The 17,889-nt window shown below is 61.7% G+C and carries 18 protein-coding genes; 8 read left to right on the plus strand and 10 right to left on the minus strand.

Going from position 1 to position 17,889, the window contains the following annotated elements; all coding sequences use genetic code 11:
• Positions 1-19: 19 nt before the first annotated feature.
• Positions 20-907 carry a neutral zinc metallopeptidase gene (locus C5F71_RS08485; RefSeq protein ID WP_070994173.1) on the plus strand — a complete coding sequence of 296 codons (888 nt, stop codon included), beginning with the start codon at positions 20-22 and terminating at the stop codon, positions 905-907.
• Entirely contained in the window at positions 908-1,885 is a 978-nt protein-coding gene (locus tag C5F71_RS08490) for a hypothetical protein (protein ID WP_104910958.1), read from the plus strand.
• Between the two features lie 136 nt (positions 1,886-2,021).
• On the opposite strand, the gene C5F71_RS08495 is transcribed toward C5F71_RS08490, so the two are convergent.
• From C5F71_RS08495 to C5F71_RS08505, 3 genes are all read right to left on the minus strand, one after another.
• Positions 2,022-2,609 (minus strand): HAD family hydrolase, encoded by a 588-nt coding sequence (locus tag C5F71_RS08495; RefSeq protein ID WP_029292176.1) that lies wholly within the window; start codon positions 2,607-2,609, stop codon positions 2,022-2,024.
• Positions 2,606-3,475 carry an acyl-CoA thioesterase II gene (gene tesB / locus C5F71_RS08500; RefSeq protein WP_104910959.1) on the minus strand — a complete coding sequence of 290 codons (870 nt, stop codon included), beginning with the start codon at positions 3,473-3,475 and terminating at the stop codon, positions 2,606-2,608. The genes C5F71_RS08495 and tesB overlap by 4 nt, the downstream gene beginning before the upstream one ends.
• Before the next feature lie 159 nt (positions 3,476-3,634).
• Positions 3,635-4,204 carry a GNAT family N-acetyltransferase gene (locus tag C5F71_RS08505; RefSeq protein ID WP_070994176.1) on the minus strand — a complete coding sequence of 190 codons (570 nt, stop codon included), beginning with the start codon at positions 4,202-4,204 and terminating at the stop codon, positions 3,635-3,637.
• A gap of 75 nt (positions 4,205-4,279) precedes the next feature.
• On the opposite strand from C5F71_RS08505, the gene C5F71_RS08510 reads away from it, so the two are divergent.
• A complete protein-coding gene (locus C5F71_RS08510) occupies positions 4,280-5,200 on the plus strand; it encodes a histone deacetylase (protein ID WP_029292181.1) in 921 nt (306 codons plus the stop codon).
• Between the two features lie 174 nt (positions 5,201-5,374).
• Positions 5,375-6,628: a TIGR03862 family flavoprotein gene (locus tag C5F71_RS08515; protein WP_104910960.1), complete on the plus strand. Its 1,254-nt coding sequence runs from the start codon at positions 5,375-5,377 to the stop codon at positions 6,626-6,628.
• A gap of 267 nt (positions 6,629-6,895) precedes the next feature.
• Here the strand turns inward: C5F71_RS08515 and C5F71_RS28895 are convergent, their stop codons facing one another.
• The 3 genes from C5F71_RS28895 to yedA all read right to left on the minus strand — a co-directional run bounded on the left by C5F71_RS28895 (position 6,896) and on the right by yedA (position 9,946).
• Positions 6,896-7,171: a hypothetical protein gene (locus C5F71_RS28895; RefSeq protein WP_158682856.1), complete on the minus strand. Its 276-nt coding sequence runs from the start codon at positions 7,169-7,171 to the stop codon at positions 6,896-6,898.
• 495 nt (positions 7,172-7,666) lie between these two features.
• Positions 7,667-9,001, minus strand: coding sequence for a DEAD/DEAH box helicase (locus tag C5F71_RS08525; RefSeq protein ID WP_029292187.1), 1,335 nt, complete (start codon positions 8,999-9,001; stop codon positions 7,667-7,669).
• Positions 9,002-9,049: 48 nt separating this feature from the next.
• Positions 9,050-9,946: a drug/metabolite exporter YedA gene (gene yedA, locus C5F71_RS08530; protein ID WP_029292188.1), complete on the minus strand. Its 897-nt coding sequence runs from the start codon at positions 9,944-9,946 to the stop codon at positions 9,050-9,052.
• A 159-nt stretch (positions 9,947-10,105) separates the two neighbouring features.
• On the opposite strand from yedA, the gene C5F71_RS08535 reads away from it, so the two are divergent.
• The gene (locus C5F71_RS08535) at positions 10,106-10,564 is read left to right on the plus strand and encodes an Lrp/AsnC family transcriptional regulator (RefSeq protein ID WP_029292189.1); all 459 of its coding nucleotides are present in this window, start codon (positions 10,106-10,108) and stop codon (positions 10,562-10,564) included.
• A 166-nt stretch (positions 10,565-10,730) separates the two neighbouring features.
• Here the strand turns inward: C5F71_RS08535 and C5F71_RS08540 are convergent, their stop codons facing one another.
• From C5F71_RS08540 to C5F71_RS08550, 3 genes are all read right to left on the minus strand, one after another.
• Positions 10,731-11,342, minus strand: coding sequence for a PolC-type DNA polymerase III (locus C5F71_RS08540; RefSeq protein WP_029292191.1), 612 nt, complete (start codon positions 11,340-11,342; stop codon positions 10,731-10,733).
• A 25-nt stretch (positions 11,343-11,367) separates the two neighbouring features.
• On the minus strand, positions 11,368-11,844 hold the full coding sequence (locus C5F71_RS08545) for an NYN domain-containing protein (RefSeq protein ID WP_029292193.1): 477 nt from the start codon (positions 11,842-11,844) through the stop codon (positions 11,368-11,370).
• Positions 11,845-11,963: 119 nt separating this feature from the next.
• A complete protein-coding gene (locus C5F71_RS08550) occupies positions 11,964-12,656 on the minus strand; it encodes a DUF2076 domain-containing protein (RefSeq protein WP_092230600.1) in 693 nt (230 codons plus the stop codon).
• Between the two features lie 169 nt (positions 12,657-12,825).
• Between C5F71_RS08550 and C5F71_RS08555 the strand changes: the two genes are divergently transcribed.
• Both C5F71_RS08555 and C5F71_RS08560 read left to right on the plus strand, forming a co-directional pair.
• Positions 12,826-13,488, plus strand: coding sequence for a YciC family protein (locus C5F71_RS08555; protein WP_092230603.1), 663 nt, complete (start codon positions 12,826-12,828; stop codon positions 13,486-13,488).
• 72 nt (positions 13,489-13,560) lie between these two features.
• A complete protein-coding gene (locus C5F71_RS08560; protein WP_029292198.1) occupies positions 13,561-14,649 on the plus strand; it encodes an endonuclease/exonuclease/phosphatase family protein in 1,089 nt (362 codons plus the stop codon).
• Positions 14,650-14,791: 142 nt separating this feature from the next.
• Here C5F71_RS08560 and hrpB read toward each other — a convergent pair whose 3' ends face one another.
• Positions 14,792-17,299, minus strand: a complete 2,508-nt coding sequence (hrpB, locus tag C5F71_RS08565; protein ID WP_104910962.1) for an ATP-dependent helicase HrpB — start codon at positions 17,297-17,299, stop codon at positions 14,792-14,794.
• A 167-nt stretch (positions 17,300-17,466) separates the two neighbouring features.
• On the opposite strand from hrpB, the gene C5F71_RS08570 reads away from it, so the two are divergent.
• A complete protein-coding gene (locus C5F71_RS08570) occupies positions 17,467-17,886 on the plus strand; it encodes a hypothetical protein (protein WP_029292202.1) in 420 nt (139 codons plus the stop codon).
• Positions 17,887-17,889: the final 3 nt, after the last annotated feature.

Genomic DNA, 17,889 nt, shown 5'->3' on the forward strand with positions numbered 1-17,889 from the left:
TCATCAAGAGGATTGCCACATGCTATGGAAAAAGGGTCGGCGCAGCGACAACGTGGTCGACGCGCGTAGTGACGGCGGCGGTGGCGGCGGCATGCGCTTTGGCGGCGGCAAGGGCCTGAGCCTGACCGCTATCGTGCTGATCGTCGGCATCGGCCTGCTGACCGGCCAGGACCCGATGCAGATTCTCGGGCAACTGAGCGGCCAGATGACCGAGCAAGCCCCCTCGGTCAGCCCGCAAACACGCCAGGCACCACCGGCCAACGATGAACAGGCGGACTTCGTGCGTGCCGTGCTGGGCGATACCGAAGACACCTGGGGCCAGGTGTTCCAGGAAAACGGCCTGGCCTACAAGAATCCCAAGCTGATCCTGTTCCGTGGCCGAGTGAATTCCGCCTGCGGCGGCGCCACCTCCGCCAGCGGCCCGTTCTATTGCCCGGCCGACCAGCAGGTCTACCTCGACCTGGACTTCTTCCGGGAAATGTCCCAACGCTTCCAGGCGGCCGGCGATTTTGCCCAGGCTTATGTGATCGCCCACGAAGTGGGTCACCACGTGCAAACCCTGCTGGGGATTTCGTCGAAGATCCAGGTCGCGCGCCAGCAAGGCCGGCAGATGCAAGGCGATGGTGGCCTGCTGGTCCGCCAGGAACTGCAAGCCGACTGCTTCGCCGGGGTCTGGGCCAACCGTGCGCAAAAACGCCTGAACTGGCTGGAACCGGGTGATATCGAAGAGGCGCTGAACGCTGCCAACGCCATCGGCGATGACCGCTTGCAGCAGCAGGGCCAAGGCCGCGTAGTACCGGACTCATTCACCCATGGCACTTCGCAACAGCGGGTGCGCTGGTTCAAGACCGGGTTTGCCCAGGGCCAGATCAGCCAATGCGACACGTTTTCGGCCAAGAGTCTGTAAATGAATAAACGCTGCGGATGGCCACTGGGCCTGCTGATCACCTGCTCGACCGCCACCCTGGCCGCCGGGCAGGCGGTCAAGGTGATCAGCCCCGATCGATTCACCCTGCAAGCCGGCGACCTGAGCCTGGGCCTTAGCCAGGACTGGCGCCAGCCGCTGCCACAGGTCACCCGCGCATTGATTATCGTGCATGGCCGGCTGCGCAACGCCCAGACCTACCTCAAAAGCGCCAAAGACGCCGCCGCCCACGCCGGGCAAAGTGCCAATACCCTGGTGATCGCGCCGCAGTTCCTCAACGACGCCGATGTCCAGCGCCATCACTTGGGCGACAGCGTGCTGCGCTGGCACGGTAATGCCTGGATGGCGGGCGAGTCGTCAATCGGCCATGGCCAGATCAGTTCCTACGGTGCCCTGGACCAAATCATCAAGCATCTGGGCAACCGCAAACTATTCCCGGCCCTCAAAGAAATAGTGATCGCCGGGCATTCCGGGGGTGGCCAGGTGGTGCAACGCTTTGCCCTGACCGGTCACGACCACCCGGCCCTGCAAGCGGCGGGGATCAGCCTGCGCTATGTGATTGCCAACCCGTCGTCCTATGCCTACTTCAGCCCGCAACGCCCGGTGCAATTCGCGCCGGCCAGTTGCTCAGGATTCAACGACTGGAAGTACGGCATGCAAAAGCTGCCGGCCTACGCCAACGGCCAAAGCCCCGAGCAACTGGAAAAAGCCTACGCCGCGCGCGAAATCACCTACCTGCTCGGCCAGCAGGACACAGACCCCAACCATCCGGCCCTGGACAAAAGCTGCGCAGCCGAGACCCAGGGCGCCTACCGGCTGATTCGCGGGCACAACTATTTCAACTACCTCAAGCAACGCCATCCGCAGTTGAGCCAGCGGTTGGTTGAAGTGCCAGGGGTGGGGCATGACGGCGACAAGATGTTCACCTCGCCGCAGGGGCAGGCGGTCCTGTTCCACTAATCCGTCAGACAAAACCCAATCAAAAATGTGGGAGCGGGCTTGCTCGCGAAAGCAGCCTGTCAGTTGATGCATGTGCCGACTGACACACCGCTTTCGCGAGCAAGCCCGCTCCCACATTTGATTTTTGATGCTTGCTTTAGATCATCTGGCGCAATGCCGCGCAGTCCCTGGCGTGCCAATCGGCCAATTCCGGCCATGGGTTTTCCGGCACGTTCACCAACACCGTCCGCGTCCCCGCCGCCCGCCCGCAATCGAGGTCGAAGCGATAGTCACCCACCATCACCATCTCGCCGGGGGCCACGTCCCAGGCCTGCGCCAGTTTCAGCAGGCCACCGGGATCCGGCTTGGGCGGGGCGTCGTCGCGGCCCAACACATCTTCCACGGCAAAACAGTCCGCCAGGCCGATGGCCTGCAAGGTAATGTGAGCCAGTTCCTGGGCATTGCGCGTCAGGATCCCCAGGCGATAGCCTCGGGCTGCCAAGTCCCGCACCAACTCCACCGCGCCCGCAGCTGCCACCGAACCCAGCGCCAGCTCGCGTTCATGCTCCAGCAACCAGGCATGCTTGGCCGCCGCTTCAGCCGCCGGCAACGCCGCCAAATGGGTGAGGATGTCGTCGGCAGGCGGAATGTCCAGGGCCACGCGGATCGCCGCGAAGTCATGCACCGCCACAGTCAGGGTGCCGTCCATATCAAACACCCAGTGTTTAACCTGCGCCAGGCTCATGCCCAATCCTTGCGATGGCGGATCAAGCCTTCCTGAGTCACCGAGGTCACCAGTTGACCGGCGCGGTTATACACGCTGCCACGGGAGAAGCCACGGGAATTGCCGGCCCATGGGCTGTCCATGGCGTACAGCAACCAGTCGTCGGCGCGCAGATCGGCGTGGAACCACAACGCGTGGTCGAGGCTGGCCACTTGCATATCCTTCTGCCACACCGTCTTGCCATGGGGCAGCAACGAGGTGGTCAGCAGGCCGAAGTCCGAGGCATAGGCCAGCAGGTATTTATGCAGCGCCGGTAAGTCGGCCAGGGCGCCATCGGCGCGGAACCACACGTATTTGACCGGATCGGTGGGCTGCGGGTTGAACGGGTCTTTTTCGGTGACCGGCCGCACTTCGATCGGCTTGGGGCACAGCAGTTTTTCGCGCATGGCTTCGGGAATCAGGTGCGCCCGTTGCTGGGTCAGCTCCAACTCCGACGGCAAGTTCTCCGGCCCCACCACCACCGGCATGGTGGTCTGATGCTCGAAGCCTTCCTCGTCGTACTGGAACGAGGCGCTGCAGGTGAAGATCGGGTTGCCCTTCTGGATCGCCGTGACCCGGCGCGTGCTGAAGCTGCCGCCATCGCGTACCCGGTCCACTTGATAGACCACCGGCAGGCCGGCATCCCCAGGGCGCAGGAAATAGCCGTGCAACGAATGCACATGCCGCGCTTCTTCGACGGTCTGGCTGGCCGCCGACAGCGACTGGCCCAATACCTGGCCGCCGAACAGTTGGCGAAAGCCCAAGTCCTGGCTGCGGCCGCGAAAGAGGTTTTCTTCAATCGGTTCCAGGGTCAGCAAATCGACCAGATCTTCCAACACTTGGCTCATACACTCTCCTCAGAGCAAAACGGTTTCTACCTTCTATTTTCTACTGTAGGTGCGAGCTTGCTCGCGAAAAAACCAGAGACGCCGCTGGGTATCAGGCCCTGTGCGTTATCGTTGACGTTTTTCGCGAGCAAGCTCGCGCCTACAAGTATTACCGCCTGCTTATCCGTGCAGCGTGTCCAACCATTGGGCGCGGGTGATGCGATACAACACATGATGGCGCAGCGGATCGTCCGCCGCGAGCCTGGGGTGCTGAAAATCTGCGGCCGGATCGTAATGCATGCCGATGGCCTGCATGACTTTCTGCGACGGCAAGTTGGCCTCGGTGGTGAAGGCCACTATCTCGTCCAACTGCAAACGGTCAAAACCACAGCGCAATGCGGTCCAGGCCGCCTCACTGGCAAACCCCAGGCCCCAGTGCTCGCGGGCCAGGCGCCAGCCTATTTCCACCGCTGGGGTGAAGTCGGCGTCAAAGCCAACATTCAGCAACCCCGTCAGGCCGATAAACTCGCCGCTGTCCTTGCGTTCCAGGGCCCACAGGCCAAAGCCGTACTCGGCAAAATGCCCACGTATTCGCCCGATCAATGCCGCGCTTTCCAGGCGATCCAAGGGGGCCGGGAAATAGCGCATCACCTGCGGATCGGCGCACATCCTGGCAAACGCTGGCAGATCGCTGTCGCGCCACTGGCGCAGCACCAGGCGCGCGCTTTCCAACTCGAGTATCGGCTCCATCGTTCCCCTCCCTTGCCATGTGCGTGAGTGTACAGCGCTGTTAAGATCCGTCGTTGGTTCCTGTCAGAAATTGCCATGCCTTTGCCACTGATCTACCACGACGACTACAGCCCCGAGTTCCCGGCGGATCATCGCTTCCCCATGGACAAGTTCCGGCTGCTGCGCGATCACCTGGTCGACAGCGGCCTGACCCAGGACAGCCAACTGCTGCGCCCACAATTATGCCCGGCCGAGGTCCTCGCCCTGGCCCATGACCCTGGCTATATCGAACGCTATATGAGCGGTGAGTTGTCCCGCGAAGACCAACGGCGCCTGGGCCTGCCCTGGAGCGAAGCCCTGGCCCGGCGCACCGTGCGCGCAGTCGGCGGCTCGTTGCTGGCGGCCGAACAGGCCCTGGAACACGGCCTGGCCTGCCACCTGGCGGGCGGCACCCACCACGCCCACTACGACTACCCGGCGGGCTTTTGCATCTTCAATGACCTGGCGGTGATCAGCCACTACCTGCTGGCCAGCGGGCGGGTCAACCGCGTGCTGATCTTCGACTGCGACGTGCATCAAGGCGATGGCACCGCGCGCATCCTCCACGACACGCCGGATGCCATTACCGTGTCCCTGCACTGCGAAAAGAACTTCCCGGCGCGCAAGGCCACCAGCGACTGGGATATCCCGCTGCCCATGGGCATGGGCGATGCCGACTACCTCAAGGTGGTGGACGACGCCCTCAACTACCTGTTGCCGCTCTACCAGCCCGACCTGGTGCTGTATGACGCGGGTGTCGATGTGCACAAGGACGACGCCCTGGGTTATCTCAAGCTGACGGACGCAGGCGTCGCCGCACGTGATGAAAGCGTGATGCGCCATTGCCTGGGCCGCGACATCCCGGTGGTGGGCGTAATTGGCGGCGGCTACAGCAAGGATCGCCCTGCCCTGGCCCGTCGCCATGGCATCCTGCATCACAGTGCCCAACGGGTGTGGACATCATCAGGCTGTCATTGAAGTGTGGGTGCGTTACCCACAATGCCTGTGGAACGGCCTGTGGATAAGTTGAGCGTAAGCGCCTGCAAGGCACACGCCACATAGGGTGTAGGAACGTGTACGTTTTTTGATCAGGCAGTTTCGCGGTGCTCGGGTAGAATGCTCGGCCTACTTCGCCGAACCGCAGTCACCGCCATGCCCCAGATTCCAGCCCAGCTCCCTCACGTCACGATCATCGGTGGCGGCCCCGCCGGGCTGATGGCCGCCGAAGTATTGAGCCAGGCCGGGGTCCGAGTGGACCTGTATGACGGCATGCCATCGGTGGGTCGCAAGTTCCTGCTGGCCGGGGTTGGCGGCATGAACATCACCCATTCCGAGGCCTACCCGGCATTTCTCTCACGCTATGCCGAGCGCGCACCCGACATCGCCCCTTTGCTGCGCCAGTTTGGCGCCGAGGCGTTGTGCGAATGGATCCATGGGCTGGGGATAGAAACCTTTGTCGGCAGCTCTGGCCGCGTGTTTCCGACCGATATGAAAGCCGCGCCGCTGCTGCGCGCCTGGCTCAAGCGCTTGCGCGACCAAGGGGTAGTTATCCACACCCGCCACCGCTGGCTGGGCTGGAATGCCGATGGCGGATTAATTATCCACAGCCCGGATGGCGAGAAAACTGTCCACAGCGATGCCGTGCTCCTGGCCCTCGGCGGCGGCAGTTGGTCGCGCCTGGGTTCCGACGGCGCCTGGCTCAAATTGCTGGAAGACCAAGGCGTGCGTTACGCCCCGCTGCAACCGAGCAACTGTGGCTTCGAGGTGACGGCCTGGAGCGACTTGATGGTGAGCAAATTCGCCGGAGCGCCGCTGAAAAACGTCGCCATCGGTTTGGCAGATGACAAACCCCGATTGGGCGAATGCGTGATCACCGCGACCGGTATCGAGGGCAGTTTGATCTACGCCCTATCGGCGCCGATTCGCGAAGCCATCAACCGCGACGGCTCAGCCACCGTGCATATCGACCTGCTGCCGGGCAAGCCACTGGACAAGGTGCAGGCTGCATTGGCCAAGCCCCGCGGCTCACGTTCGATGAGCAAGCATTTGCACAGTCAGTTGGGATTGGATGGGGTCAAGGCCGCGCTGTTGCGCGAGTTGGCGTCTGCCGAACATTTCAAAGACCCGCAGCAATTGGCCGTCGATATCAAGGCTCTGCCGCTGACCCTGGTGAAAACCCGGCCAATGGACGAAGCCATCAGCACCGCAGGTGGCGTGCCGTTTGAGGCGCTGGATGAGCGCTTGATGCTCAAGCAATTGCCGGGAGTGTTCTGTGCCGGAGAGATGCTGGACTGGGAAGCGCCGACGGGCGGGTATTTGCTGACGGGGTGTTTTGCCAGTGGGCAAGTGGCTGGGCGCAGCATATTGGAGTGGCTGAGAACCAACGATACCCCCTTAATCCGTTGATGAAGTATCCGGCGCATTGATTGCTTACAGGCACTGTCTTCTCTGGCTGCCAGGGGGTAAGCCATGGGCTTACCCCCTGATGCTGATCTAAATAAATGTTTAACGAGAGAAAATAGTTTTTAAAGCACTCTCGGCATTGATGAAACTTCAATCACCCGAAAGCAACCGTACAGTGCACCTGCTTATAGGCCCATGGGACAGGACCTCAGTGTCACTCTTGAAACTCACCAAAGCAGGTCCTCACGCGCGGCAATTACCAAGGCGCACTTACGCCCCGTGAGCACGAACCCTGTACTCCTCAAGGACATTGTCAAACTTCTGCAAATGGTCCGAGTCCAAATCGTAGTGATTCTTTACGAGATCAACATAGTCTTTATAGGCCCCATAGGCTTGAGGATAATCCCCACTAGCCGTATGTCCTGCGACTTTATCCTTCAGCGACTCACGCTGGCTTTCTATTTCCTTACTGACTCCAGCACCTTCAGATGGGGCATGGACTGTTGCACCTGCTGAAGAACCAACAGAATTCACGGAAGCAACCATAAAAACACGCTCTCTATAGAATTTATTTCATGCGATTAACGTCGCCACCCTCAGTGGCATACAGCAAAAATAAATTCCGAAATCTACGCGGGAATAGGTTACAAAATTTATCTGGCAATCGTAATAGAAGGGAAGCGGCAGCGATTGGCAGTGCGCAGGAGTGACTAGCCTTTTCGCTCACTAATCGAGTAGAGACACCGATGCAGGCAGCCCCCCTAGGCCAGCAATAATGAACGTAACAAAAGGAAGTGGCATATTTATTCTCCACTTGAAATTGAAACTAATAGAAAACCACTACAGACCTACAGTGGTTATCGATCAAAAAAAACTCCAACACCACTAACTCTACATGCGCACAAAGCATTTCCGAAAAACAACAACCCGCTGATTTCAAGCCAAGAACTTATTTAACGAATTATATTGCGACAAACTAACGTGAGCGAGATTGCCTCGCCCACCAGACTCATTGACTGCTATTTGACTGACAAAAAACAGTTACTTTTTCTTCCGTGGCCCTGTATTAAAAACAGGCACCTTGCGCACGGGTTTGATAGAAGGCTCCGCCGGCGCAACCTCGCCACTGTCCACCCACTTGCCCAGGTTGCGCTTGCCGCCACCACCCGAGGTCTTGGGCTTCTTCGGTTTTTTCGGCTTCTTCACCACCTGGCCACTGGCATCGGTATCCGGCACGCGGTGCTCCGGTTCGAAGTCCTGTTCCATTTTGCGGGTCAGGGTTTGGCGGGTCAGCATCTCGATGGCCGAGAGCATATTCACTTCATCGGCACACACCAGGGAAATCGCCTCGCCGGTGTTGCCCGCCCGGCCAGTACGGCCGATGCGGTGGATGTAATCCTCGGCGACAATCGGCAGGTCAAAGTTGACCACCATCGGCAAATCTTCGATATCCAGGCCACGGGCCGCCACATCGGTGGCCACCAGGATCTGCACATCGCTGGCCTTGAAGCGGTCCAGGGCACGTTGGCGCGTAGCTTGTGGCTTGTCGCCGTGGATGCCGTCGGCATTAATCCCCAGGCCTTGTAGCTTATCTACCAGCGCATCCACGCCATTGCGGGTCTTGGCGAACACCAGTACCTGCTTCCACTTGCCCTTGCGCATCAGGTGCACAAACAGCTCGGCCTTGCGCTTCTTGTCCACCGGCACCACCCATTGCTTGACGGTGTTGGCGGCGACGTTGCGCGGGCTGACTTCAATGCTCAAAGGGTCATTGAGCATCTGCCCGGCCAGCAGGCGGATATCGTCGGAGAAGGTCGCGGAAAACAGCAGGGTCTGGCGCTTTTTCGGCAGCATGCGGTAAATGTTCGCCAGTTCTTCCGAGAAGCCCAGGTCGAGCATGCGGTCGGCTTCATCCAGCACCAGGGTTTGCAGCTGATTGAGTTTCAGCGCGTTCTGGCGGAACAGGTCGATCAAGCGCCCAGGGGTGGCAACCAGAATGTCGACGCCCTTGCGCAGCTTCATCATCTGCGGGTTGATGCTCACCCCGCCATACACCGCGTAGGTGGTCAGGGGCAGATGTTCGGCGTATTGGGCAACGCTGGCGTGAACCTGCTCGGCCAACTCGCGGGTGGGGCACAGGATCAGCGCACGCACCGAGTTGGCGGTGACCTTCGGCCCTTCCATGGTCAGCAGTTGCAGGAGCGGCACGGCAAAGCCGGCAGTCTTGCCGGTACCGGTCTGGGCCGCGGCCATCAGGTCGCGACCGGCCAGCACCGCCGGAATGGCTTGCGCCTGCACCGGCGTCGGGGTCTGGTAGCCAAGCGCCTCAAGGGCGCGCAGCAAGGGTTCGATCAGGCCAAGTGTGGCGAAAGTCATGTGTTTACCGTAGGAAAAATTCAGCGCAAGGGCGTAATGCGCGGCAGTTTACCTTATTTCCGGCTTCGGCTTACGCCACTGGGGCAGGCTGATCAACAGCACAGCGCTGATGATCACGAGCATCGCCAGGGCTTCTTCCAGGCCGATGGTCTCGCCGACAAACACAATCCCCAGCAATACCGCCACGGCCGGGTTGACGTAGGCATAGCTGGTGGCCGCTGCCGGACGCACATGCTTGAGCAGGTACATATAAGCGTTGAAGGCGATGATCGAGCCAAACACGGTCAGGTAAGCCAGGGCCAGCCAACCTTCCACCGGCGGCATCGCCTCCAGGTGTTCGCCCTTGAGTGCGCTGCCGATCAACAGCACCACACCGGCGATCAGCATTTCGGCGGCGCTGGCCATGGCGCCCTGAGGCAACGGCAAGTGCCGGCTCCAGACCGAACCAAACGCCCAGGAAGCGGCGGCGAACAACAGCAGCCCAGCGCCCAGGGGGCTCGACTGCAGGTTAGAGCCCATGTTGAGCATGGCGATGCCGATCATCCCCAGAATCACCCCGGCCCATTCCAGACGGGTATTACGCGCGCCCCAGAAATAGCCACAGAGCAAGGTAAACAGCGGCACCGTCGCCACGGCCAGCGCGGCGACGCCGGAGGTCACGCCGGTGTGTTCAGCCACACTCACGGCGCCATTGCCGAACGTCAGCAGCAAAATGCCGATCATGCCCGCGGCTTTCCACTGCGCCCAGGTCGGCGCCGGCACCCCGCGCCAGCGCAAGTAGCCATACATCAGCGCCCCCGCCGTACAAAAGCGAATCCCCGCCAGCATCAACGGCGGCCAGTACTCCACGCCAATGCGGATAACCAGGTAGGTAGAACCCCAGATCACGTACAACGCAAAAAAAGCGGCGATCAACGGTAACGGAAAACGACGTGGGCCAGGCATGGGCAGCTCTGCGGCAAGACAAGGGATCGCTATTTTAGGAATCCGCGCCAGTAAACATAAGTTACAAAACCTGTTTAAAGCGCCCATACACTTTTCAAATCATGGTTATCAAGGCTATAAGCCTTGTATTCGAAAGCCCCCTACTGCCAGAGCCTTATCATGGACAAATACGACCGCATGCTCCTCAGCGCCCTGCTGGAGGATGGCCGCGCCACCTACGCGCAACTGGCCCGTACCGTTAACCTCTCCGCCCCCGCCGTGGCCGAACGCGTGGCCAAGCTGGAGGCCAGCGGCGTAATCACCGGCTACCAGGCCAAGGTCGACCTGTCCAAGATCGGCTTGCCGATCCAATGTACGATCGAACTGCGCTTGACCAACAACGGCAGCCAGAAGGTCTACGACGCCCTGGCAGAAATCCCCGAACTGACCGAATGCCACCGGGTCACCGGCGACCCCTGCGTGATCATGCAAGCGGCGGTGGGGTCGATGCCGGAATTGGAAAACCTGATCAACCGGGTGGCGAAGTTTGGCTTCAGCAAGACCTCGATCATCCTGTCGAGCGCCATAGAGCGGCGGGTGCCGTTGGGGCATTTGGAAGGGAAGAATGGCGGTGCCTGAGCGCAGGCCTACTGTTGATCGGGTTGCCGGGGCTGGCTGCGAATAAGTGTAGGAGCGGGCTTGCCCGCGATAGCGGTGTGTCAGGCCCGAATGGCTAAACTGCCCCACCGCCATCGCGGGCAAGCCCGCTCCCACAGTTTGATCTTGGTTGGGCTCGGGATTGCTATCAGAACCCGCGATGTTTCTTCAGATGATCATTGATCTTCGCCGCCGGCACTTTCTGCAAACTGCACAGCAGGTCATGGGACAACTCGCGCAAGCCATGGGCACGGCGCAGTTCCTGCGCCAGGTGGGCGGTGAGGTTGGCTGCCATTTCCGCGTCGGCCATGGCCCGGTGAGCCTTGCCGGTGTGGGGCAACTGAGCGTAGGAGGTCAGGGTGCCAAGCTTGTGGTTCGGTGCTGCAGGCATCAGCCGGCGCGCCAACAGTAGCGAACAGGCGAATTTTTGCAGGCGGGTGCGGCGGATCAGGCCCAGTTCGAAGTCCCAGAACTTCTGGTCGAACGCAGCGTTGTGCGCCAGCAGCGGCGTAGTGCCGACAAACTCATTGACCTCGTTCATCACCCGCTCCGCCGGCGGCGCGCTGCGCAGCATGGCGTTGCTGATGCCGGTCAGTTGCTCGATAAACCCCGGCACGCGCACGCCGGCGTTCATCAGGCTCTGGTAGCGGTCCACGATCTGGCCCTGCTCCAGGATGACCACGGCAATTTCCGTGGCCCGGCAACTGCTGCTCGGCGAAATGCCGGTGGTTTCAAAGTCGATGACCGCTATACGTTCCAAACCTGTTCCAACCCCATCTGAAAATCTATTTGAGCAACAACGCGCCTTCGATAGGCACGTAGCGGCTGGCCGCGCGGATCAACGAGTTGGCCGTCAGCCCCGGCACGCCGTAGGCCACGGCTTCGACACCATGTTTATGAATGATGCGATCGAGCAACATGTCGAAATCGCCATCACCCGAGGCCAGCACTATTTCGTCGACATGGTCGGCAGCGTCCATGATGTCGATGGTGATGCCCACGTCCCAATCGCCTTTGGCCGAGCCATCGCTGCGCTGGATGTAAGGCTTGAGCTTCACGGTAAAGCCCAGGTTGCGCAGGATCTGCTGGAACTGCTGCTGCTTGCTGTCGCCACGGTCGATGGCGTAGGCATACGCCTCGACGATCTGCCCGCGCTGGCTGATATCAGCCCACAGGGCGGCGTAGTTGAAGTGGCAGCCATAAGCCTGGCGCACGGTGTAGTAGAGGTTCTGCACATCGGCGAACACTGCTATTTTTTTCACCGCATATCCTCATGGCACCGGGGACGTGATGGCCCGCAAAGGCGCTCAGTATGCCAGCCAAGAGGAGGTTTCCGAGAAAAATCAGACCGGGGCGACAGAGCGCCCCGATTCAGTGGGTGTCAGACGAAGGAATCGTCGTCGCCAAAGTAGGAGGAGTCGTCGGCGTAACCGCTGTCGGCGAAGCTGTCAGCGCTATCATTGCCCCAACCGCTGTTGTCACTGGCCGGCGCCGGCTCTTCGCGAACGATCTCTTCCACCACCTGCGGCTGCTGGTTATGGCTGAACAGGCTGCTGATACCTTGGGCCAGCATCACACCACCGGCCACGCCGGCTGCGGTTTTCAGGGCGCCGCCGAGAAAGCCGCCGCCGGCGGGCGCTGCCGGCTGGGGTTGCTGATAACTCTGTTGTGGCGCAGGCGCGCTGTTGAAGCCCGGTCGGCTCGGCTCGCGCCAACCACCGGCGCCAGAGGCCGGCGCGCTGGGCGCAGGCTGCGGCTCACGGGAGCTGCCACCAAAGATGCTCGACAGAAAACCACCACCGCTTGCGGCCGGCGGGGCTGTCCGGGTGCGTTGCAACTCATCCTGCAACTGCTGAATTTGCTGCGCCTGCTGCTTGTTCTGCGCATCCAGGCTCTTGATCGCCGCTTCCTGCACCAGAATCGCCTGGGTCATGAAGTACCCGGCGGCTGGTTGGCGAGTGATGTGCTCCTTGATCCGCGCTTCTGCCTGGGCGTCGCGGGGGGCTGAATCCGTTTCGGCTTGCTGCAACCGTGAAAACAGTCCATCGATCAGGGTTTGCTCTTCGCTGTTCATGGCGACCTCGTTAGATTGCCGGTAAAAATCTGCGTCCCGCCCGCAATGGGCAAGGTACGCCACCAGTAATGGGGCTGGGCCGCGGCGTTTCAATGGTCTTTACCCAAGGTTTACGTTTGTCGGTGATCAGTTAAAGTGTCTGCTGCTTTTTTGGCCTGTGATGACTTTGATGAATCCGTTGACCGTTCTGCGCGACTCTTTCTATTTCTTCCAGCGCAACCTGGGCGCCATCGTGCAGTTGTGCCTGCCCTTGGTGATCCTGGAAGCCGTACTGCAACAAGTGCTCGATCGCACGCTGGGCCCGGAGGCGTTCACCGGCTACAGCATGATCGTCGGGCTGCTGGTGTATCCGCTCTACACCGCCGCGTTGATCCTGTTCCTCGACGCCCGCAGCCGTGGCGAGTCGCCGCGCACCGCCGACGTGCTGGCCATGGCGCTGACCCTGTGGCCTCGCTATGCGCTGCTGACCGCCATGAGCACCCTGCTGATCCTGCTGGGGCTGTCGCTGTATTTCCTGCCGGGGATATGGCTGATGGTCACCCTGGCCTTCGCCGAATACCTGCTGGTACTGCGCGGCATGCCTGCGCTGGCGGCGATGAAGGAAAGTTTCCGGCTGACCCGAGGGCATTTCCTGCGCATCCTGATCTGCCTGCTATGCGTAATGACCCCACTGTGGCTGCTCAAGGGCGCCAGCGTCGCGGCCTGGCCCGACCTGCAGAACCCGCTGCTGGCGGTGCTGATCGACAGTGCCCACAGCTTCTTGCAGTTGTTTACCAGCGTGGTGCTGTTCCGCCTGTTCATGCTGATCGCCGGTGATGCAGACGCCCGCTAACATGGTCCTTGGGCTCCCGGCTGCCGGTCGGGTATGCTCCGTGCCTGTCCTGCAGCGCCATAAGGCGAGCCGATGAACCGTTTACTGCGTACAACCCTGGTAGGTCTGCTGATTCTGGCTGGCGTGCTGACCGCCCTGGTCTACAGCCTGACCTGGCGCCCCGCCGACAAACAGACCTTGCCCGTAAGCTGCGTCGCCCCGCGCGCGCCGACGCTGCTGCCCGGCCAGGCGCTCAAGGTGATGACCTGGAACGTGCAGTACCTGGCGGGCAAGAACTACGTGTTCTGGTACGACACCCCCGACGGCAGCGGCCCGGACGAGCGCCCCACCATCGAAGACATGGCCTCCAGCCTGGACGAAGTGGCACGGGTGATCCGTGACGAACAGCCAGACGTACTGTTGTTGCAGGAGCTGGACGAAGGCGCCAAGCCATCCCACTACCAGGATCAACTGGCGCTGCTCCAGGAGCGTCTGGTGGACCTCTACCCTTGCAGCGTCCAGGCTTTCGACTGGAAAGCCGACTTTGTGCCCGACTGGCATATCTTCGGCAGCGTCGGCCGCAAGCTGGTGACCCTCAGCCGCTACCAGATCGAACACGCCGAACGCCTGCAACTGCCCGTGGCCTCGGCCAACCTGCTCAGTCGCCAATTCCAACCCAAGCCTGCGTTGCTGCTCAGTTACCTGCCGTTGAGCGACGGCGGCCAACTGGCAGTGCTCAACACCCGCCTGGACAATGGCGCACCCGGCCACAGCGCGGTGCGCGAACAAGTGCAGGCAACCATCAAACTGCTGGATAAATTCGAAAGCCGAGGCACGCCGTGGCTGATTGGCGGGGATTTCAACCTGTTGCCGCTGGGGCAATTCCTGCGCCTGGACCCTGGCCGACGCGGGCAGTACTCACCGGACAGCGAACTGCATCTGCTGTGGGACAAATACCCGATGGTCCCCAGCAACAGCCAGTCCAGCGGGATTGACCGCGCCCAGTGGCTGACCCACTTCCCCAACGACCCGGGCCTCGATGGGCCGGATCGCACGGTGGATTATCTGTTCTTCAGCCCAAGGCTGAAGAAGGTCGAAGCCAGAGTGCGCCAGGACGATACGTTGCGTATTTCCAATCATTTGCCGGTGATTGCGCGGTTCCTGCTGCCTGCGGCGCAATAGCAAACACCCCCAAACCCAATGTGGAATAGGGTTCGTGTAGGAGCTGGCTTGCCTGCGATAGCGGTCTGTCATCCAGCACCTGGCTAACTGACCCACCGCCATCGCAGGCAAGCCAGCTCCCACAGTTAGATCTTGATCGGGATTACTTGCGCGGTTTGATCCGCGCAGTCGCCTCTGCCACCAAGGGGTCATCCGGCCAGTAATGCTTGGGATACCGCCCCTTCAGATCCTTCTTCACCTCGGCGTAGGTACTGCGCCAGAAGTTCGCCAGATCCTGGGTCACCTGCACCGGCCGCCGTGCTGGGGACAGCAGGTGCAACTTGACCACCTGCCGCCCACCGGCGATGCGTGGGGTGTCGGCCAGGCCGAACAGCTCCTGCAAGCGCACCGCAAGAATCGGCGGCTGTTCACTGTAGTCCAGGCGCACCGATGAGCCCGAAGGCACTTTCAAATGATGGGGCGCCAGTTCGTCCAGGCGCTGGGGCAGCGGCCAGGGCAACAGGTTATGCAGGAAGCTGGAAACATCCAGGTTGGCGAAATGGCTCAAGCGCGAGACCTTGCCCAAGTACGGCATCAACCAGTGTTCCAGGCTGGCGAGCAAGGCGCTGTCGCTGACGTCGGGCCACTCACTGGGTTTGCCGGCATCCAGTTGACGCAGCAGCATGACGCGGGCCTGCCACTGGCGCAGTTCCGGGGTCCAGGGCAGCAGCTCCAGGCCTTTGCGCCGCACCAGGTTGACCAGCGCCTGGCTGCGGGCGGACTCGTCCAGGCCTGTCAGCGGCTCGCGGCTGAGGATCAGCTCACCGACCTTGCGCTGGCGTTCAGCGCGCAACACGCCCTCGCGCTCATCCCAATCCAGTTGATCGAAGCAGCGCACTTGCTCGGCCAATACCGAATCGAACAGCGCCGGATCAAAATCCGCGGCCAGGTAGATCCGCTCTTCACGCTGGCCCTGCCGGCTGCCCAGGTCGGCAATCACCAACCATGCTTGTTTCATCAGGCTGTCGGCCTCTGCAAACAACGCGGCGCGACCGTTGGCCAGGCGATACTCCGCACCGCCCGCACGACGCTGCTGCGCCACCCGGTCCGGGTAGGCCAGCGCCAGCAACGCCCCAAGCCAACGCGGGTGATCGGGATCGGCCACCGGCTGCTCGGCCTTGCCTCTCAGATAGCCGCGATATTGCCGGGCCAATTGCCTGGCCCGCTGTACGCCACCCTGGGTGCCACGGGCGCGCTCCTCGCCGGACAACAACGCCAGGCGACTGTGCAAGTCCGCACCGGCGCCACGCAAGATGTCGCGCTCGCCCAGTAGCGCGGCAACATCACACGCCATGTTCGCCAGCCCCAGGTCCTGCCCCCGCAACAACAAATGCGCGATGCGCGGGTGCGCCGGCAGGCTGGCCATTTTCTGCCCGTGGGGAGTCAAGGTCGCGTCCTTCAACGCGCCCAAACGTTCCAGCAAATCCTGGGCCTGGGCATAGGCGGCGGTGGGCGGGACATCAAGCCAGACCAACTGCGTCGGCGTCACGCCCCAGCGCGCCAGTTGCAGGGCGAGGCCGGCCAGGTCCGCCGAGAGGATTTCCGCGCTGCCATAGGCCGCCAGCGCTTCATGCTGGTCTTCGGACCACAAGCGATAACACACGCCTGGCTCCAGTCGCCCGGCCCGGCCTGCGCGCTGGGTAGCACTGGCACGGGAGATGCGCTGGGTGTCGAGGCGGGTCATGCCGCTACCGGGGTCAAAGCGCGGTACCCGCGCCAGCCCGGCGTCGATCACTACTCGCACGCCATTGATGGTCAGGCTGGTCTCGGCAATGTTGGTGGCCAGCACCACCTTGCGCTTGCCGGCGGGTGCCGGGTCGATAGCCGCCCGCTGGGCTGTCAGATCGAGCTCGCCATGCAACGGGCAGAGCAGCACATCGCTGCGCTCACCGAGGGCGTCGGCCAGTTGTTGATTGACCCGGCGAATCTCCGCCTGCCCCGGCAGGAACACCAGCACGCTGCCGGTTTCGTCGTGCAGGGCTTCAAGGATGGTCTGCACCAACCGTGGCTCGATAAACTCACCGGGCTGGAATGGCCGCCCCCAGCGCATCTGCACCGGGTACATGCGGCCTTCGCTGCGCAGGATCGGTGCGTTGTCCAGCAGACCCGACAAGCGTTCGCCTTCGAGGGTGGCAGACATGAGGAGGATTTTCAGCGGCTGCTCGTCGCGAAACAACTCGCGGCCATTGAGGCTCAGGGCCAATGCCAGGTCGGCGTCGAGGCTGCGCTCATGGAATTCGTCGAAGATCAGCAAGCCCACGCCATCGAGTGCCGGATCATCCTGCAGGCGGCGGGTGAGGATGCCTTCGGTGACCACTTCGATACGGGTGTTGGGGCCGACCTTGCTGTCCAGGCGGATGCGGTAGCCAACGGTCTCCCCGACCTTCTCCCCCAGTTCACTGGCCAACCGCTCGGCGGCGGCACGGGCAGCGAGCCGGCGGGGTTCAAGCATCAGGATGGTTTGCCCGGCCAGCCAGGTTTCATTCAACAGCGCCAACGGCACCCGCGTGGTTTTACCGGCGCCGGGCGGTGCTTCGAGCACGGCTTCATGGCGCGTCGCCAAGGCTTCACGCAAGGCGGGTAAAACATCATCGATTGGCAACGAATTCATACTGGCTCCAAGGCAGAGCGGCGAGTATAACGGCGAACTGCTGGATACCGGTGGAGTGCCGCCTCCAATTGGAATGCGACTAAAAGTAGGCGCTGGCCCCCACATTAGAGGGGTAGCGCGCGGTAGATCTGCTTTATAGTCACCCCATACAAGTTCAGGAGAATCCCATGCGTATTGCTTCCCGTGTCATCGGCGGTGTTCTGGCCGTCACCCTGTTGAGCCAACTGACGGCCTGCGGTTCGATTTTCTATCCTGATCGCCGTGGCCAGATCGACGGCAAGATCGACCCGGCTATTGCCGTGCTCGATGCGGTCGGCCTGCTGTTCTACGTGATCCCCGGCCTGATAGCCTTTGGCGTGGACTTCGCCACCGGCGCGATTTACTTCGAGCCGGGCAAGAGCGCACAAGTGGCCCCCGAGAAGCTGCAAGAAGCCATCGGTGCCGACGGCAAAGTGGATAACACCAAGCTGCAAACCATCATCGAACACGAAACCGGCCGCAGCCTGCCGCTGGACGACCCACGCCTGATCCAGTTCAAGGGCAGCGTGCAACAACTCGCGTCTCTGGGCCTGCAACCTGCCGCGTAAGGA

This window comes from Pseudomonas sp. LG1D9 (genome assembly GCF_002949995.1).
GTDB classification, from domain to species: domain Bacteria; phylum Pseudomonadota; class Gammaproteobacteria; order Pseudomonadales; family Pseudomonadaceae; genus Aquipseudomonas; species Aquipseudomonas proteolytica.

Bases quoted from the DNA above. Each gene is read 5' to 3' on its own strand.
- C5F71_RS08485 (WP_070994173.1), top strand. From the start codon at position 20: ATGCTATGGAAAAAGGGTCGGCGCAGCGACAACGTGGTCGACGCGCGT.
- C5F71_RS08490 (WP_104910958.1), top strand. From the start codon at position 908: ATGAATAAACGCTGCGGATGGCCACTGGGCCTGCTGATCACCTGCTCG.
- C5F71_RS08495 (WP_029292176.1), bottom strand. From the start codon at position 2,609: ATGAGCCTGGCGCAGGTTAAACACTGGGTGTTTGATATGGACGGCACC.
- tesB (WP_104910959.1), bottom strand. From the start codon at position 3,475: ATGAGCCAAGTGTTGGAAGATCTGGTCGATTTGCTGACCCTGGAACCG.
- C5F71_RS08505 (WP_070994176.1), bottom strand. From the start codon at position 4,204: ATGGAGCCGATACTCGAGTTGGAAAGCGCGCGCCTGGTGCTGCGCCAG.
- C5F71_RS08510 (WP_029292181.1), top strand. From the start codon at position 4,280: ATGCCTTTGCCACTGATCTACCACGACGACTACAGCCCCGAGTTCCCG.
- C5F71_RS08515 (WP_104910960.1), top strand. From the start codon at position 5,375: ATGCCCCAGATTCCAGCCCAGCTCCCTCACGTCACGATCATCGGTGGC.
- C5F71_RS28895 (WP_158682856.1), bottom strand. From the start codon at position 7,171: ATGGTTGCTTCCGTGAATTCTGTTGGTTCTTCAGCAGGTGCAACAGTC.
- C5F71_RS08525 (WP_029292187.1), bottom strand. From the start codon at position 9,001: ATGACTTTCGCCACACTTGGCCTGATCGAACCCTTGCTGCGCGCCCTT.
- yedA (WP_029292188.1), bottom strand. From the start codon at position 9,946: ATGCCTGGCCCACGTCGTTTTCCGTTACCGTTGATCGCCGCTTTTTTT.
- C5F71_RS08535 (WP_029292189.1), top strand. From the start codon at position 10,106: ATGGACAAATACGACCGCATGCTCCTCAGCGCCCTGCTGGAGGATGGC.
- C5F71_RS08550 (WP_092230600.1), bottom strand. From the start codon at position 12,656: ATGAACAGCGAAGAGCAAACCCTGATCGATGGACTGTTTTCACGGTTG.
- C5F71_RS08555 (WP_092230603.1), top strand. From the start codon at position 12,826: ATGAATCCGTTGACCGTTCTGCGCGACTCTTTCTATTTCTTCCAGCGC.
- C5F71_RS08560 (WP_029292198.1), top strand. From the start codon at position 13,561: ATGAACCGTTTACTGCGTACAACCCTGGTAGGTCTGCTGATTCTGGCT.
- hrpB (WP_104910962.1), bottom strand. From the start codon at position 17,299: ATGAATTCGTTGCCAATCGATGATGTTTTACCCGCCTTGCGTGAAGCC.
- C5F71_RS08570 (WP_029292202.1), top strand. From the start codon at position 17,467: ATGCGTATTGCTTCCCGTGTCATCGGCGGTGTTCTGGCCGTCACCCTG.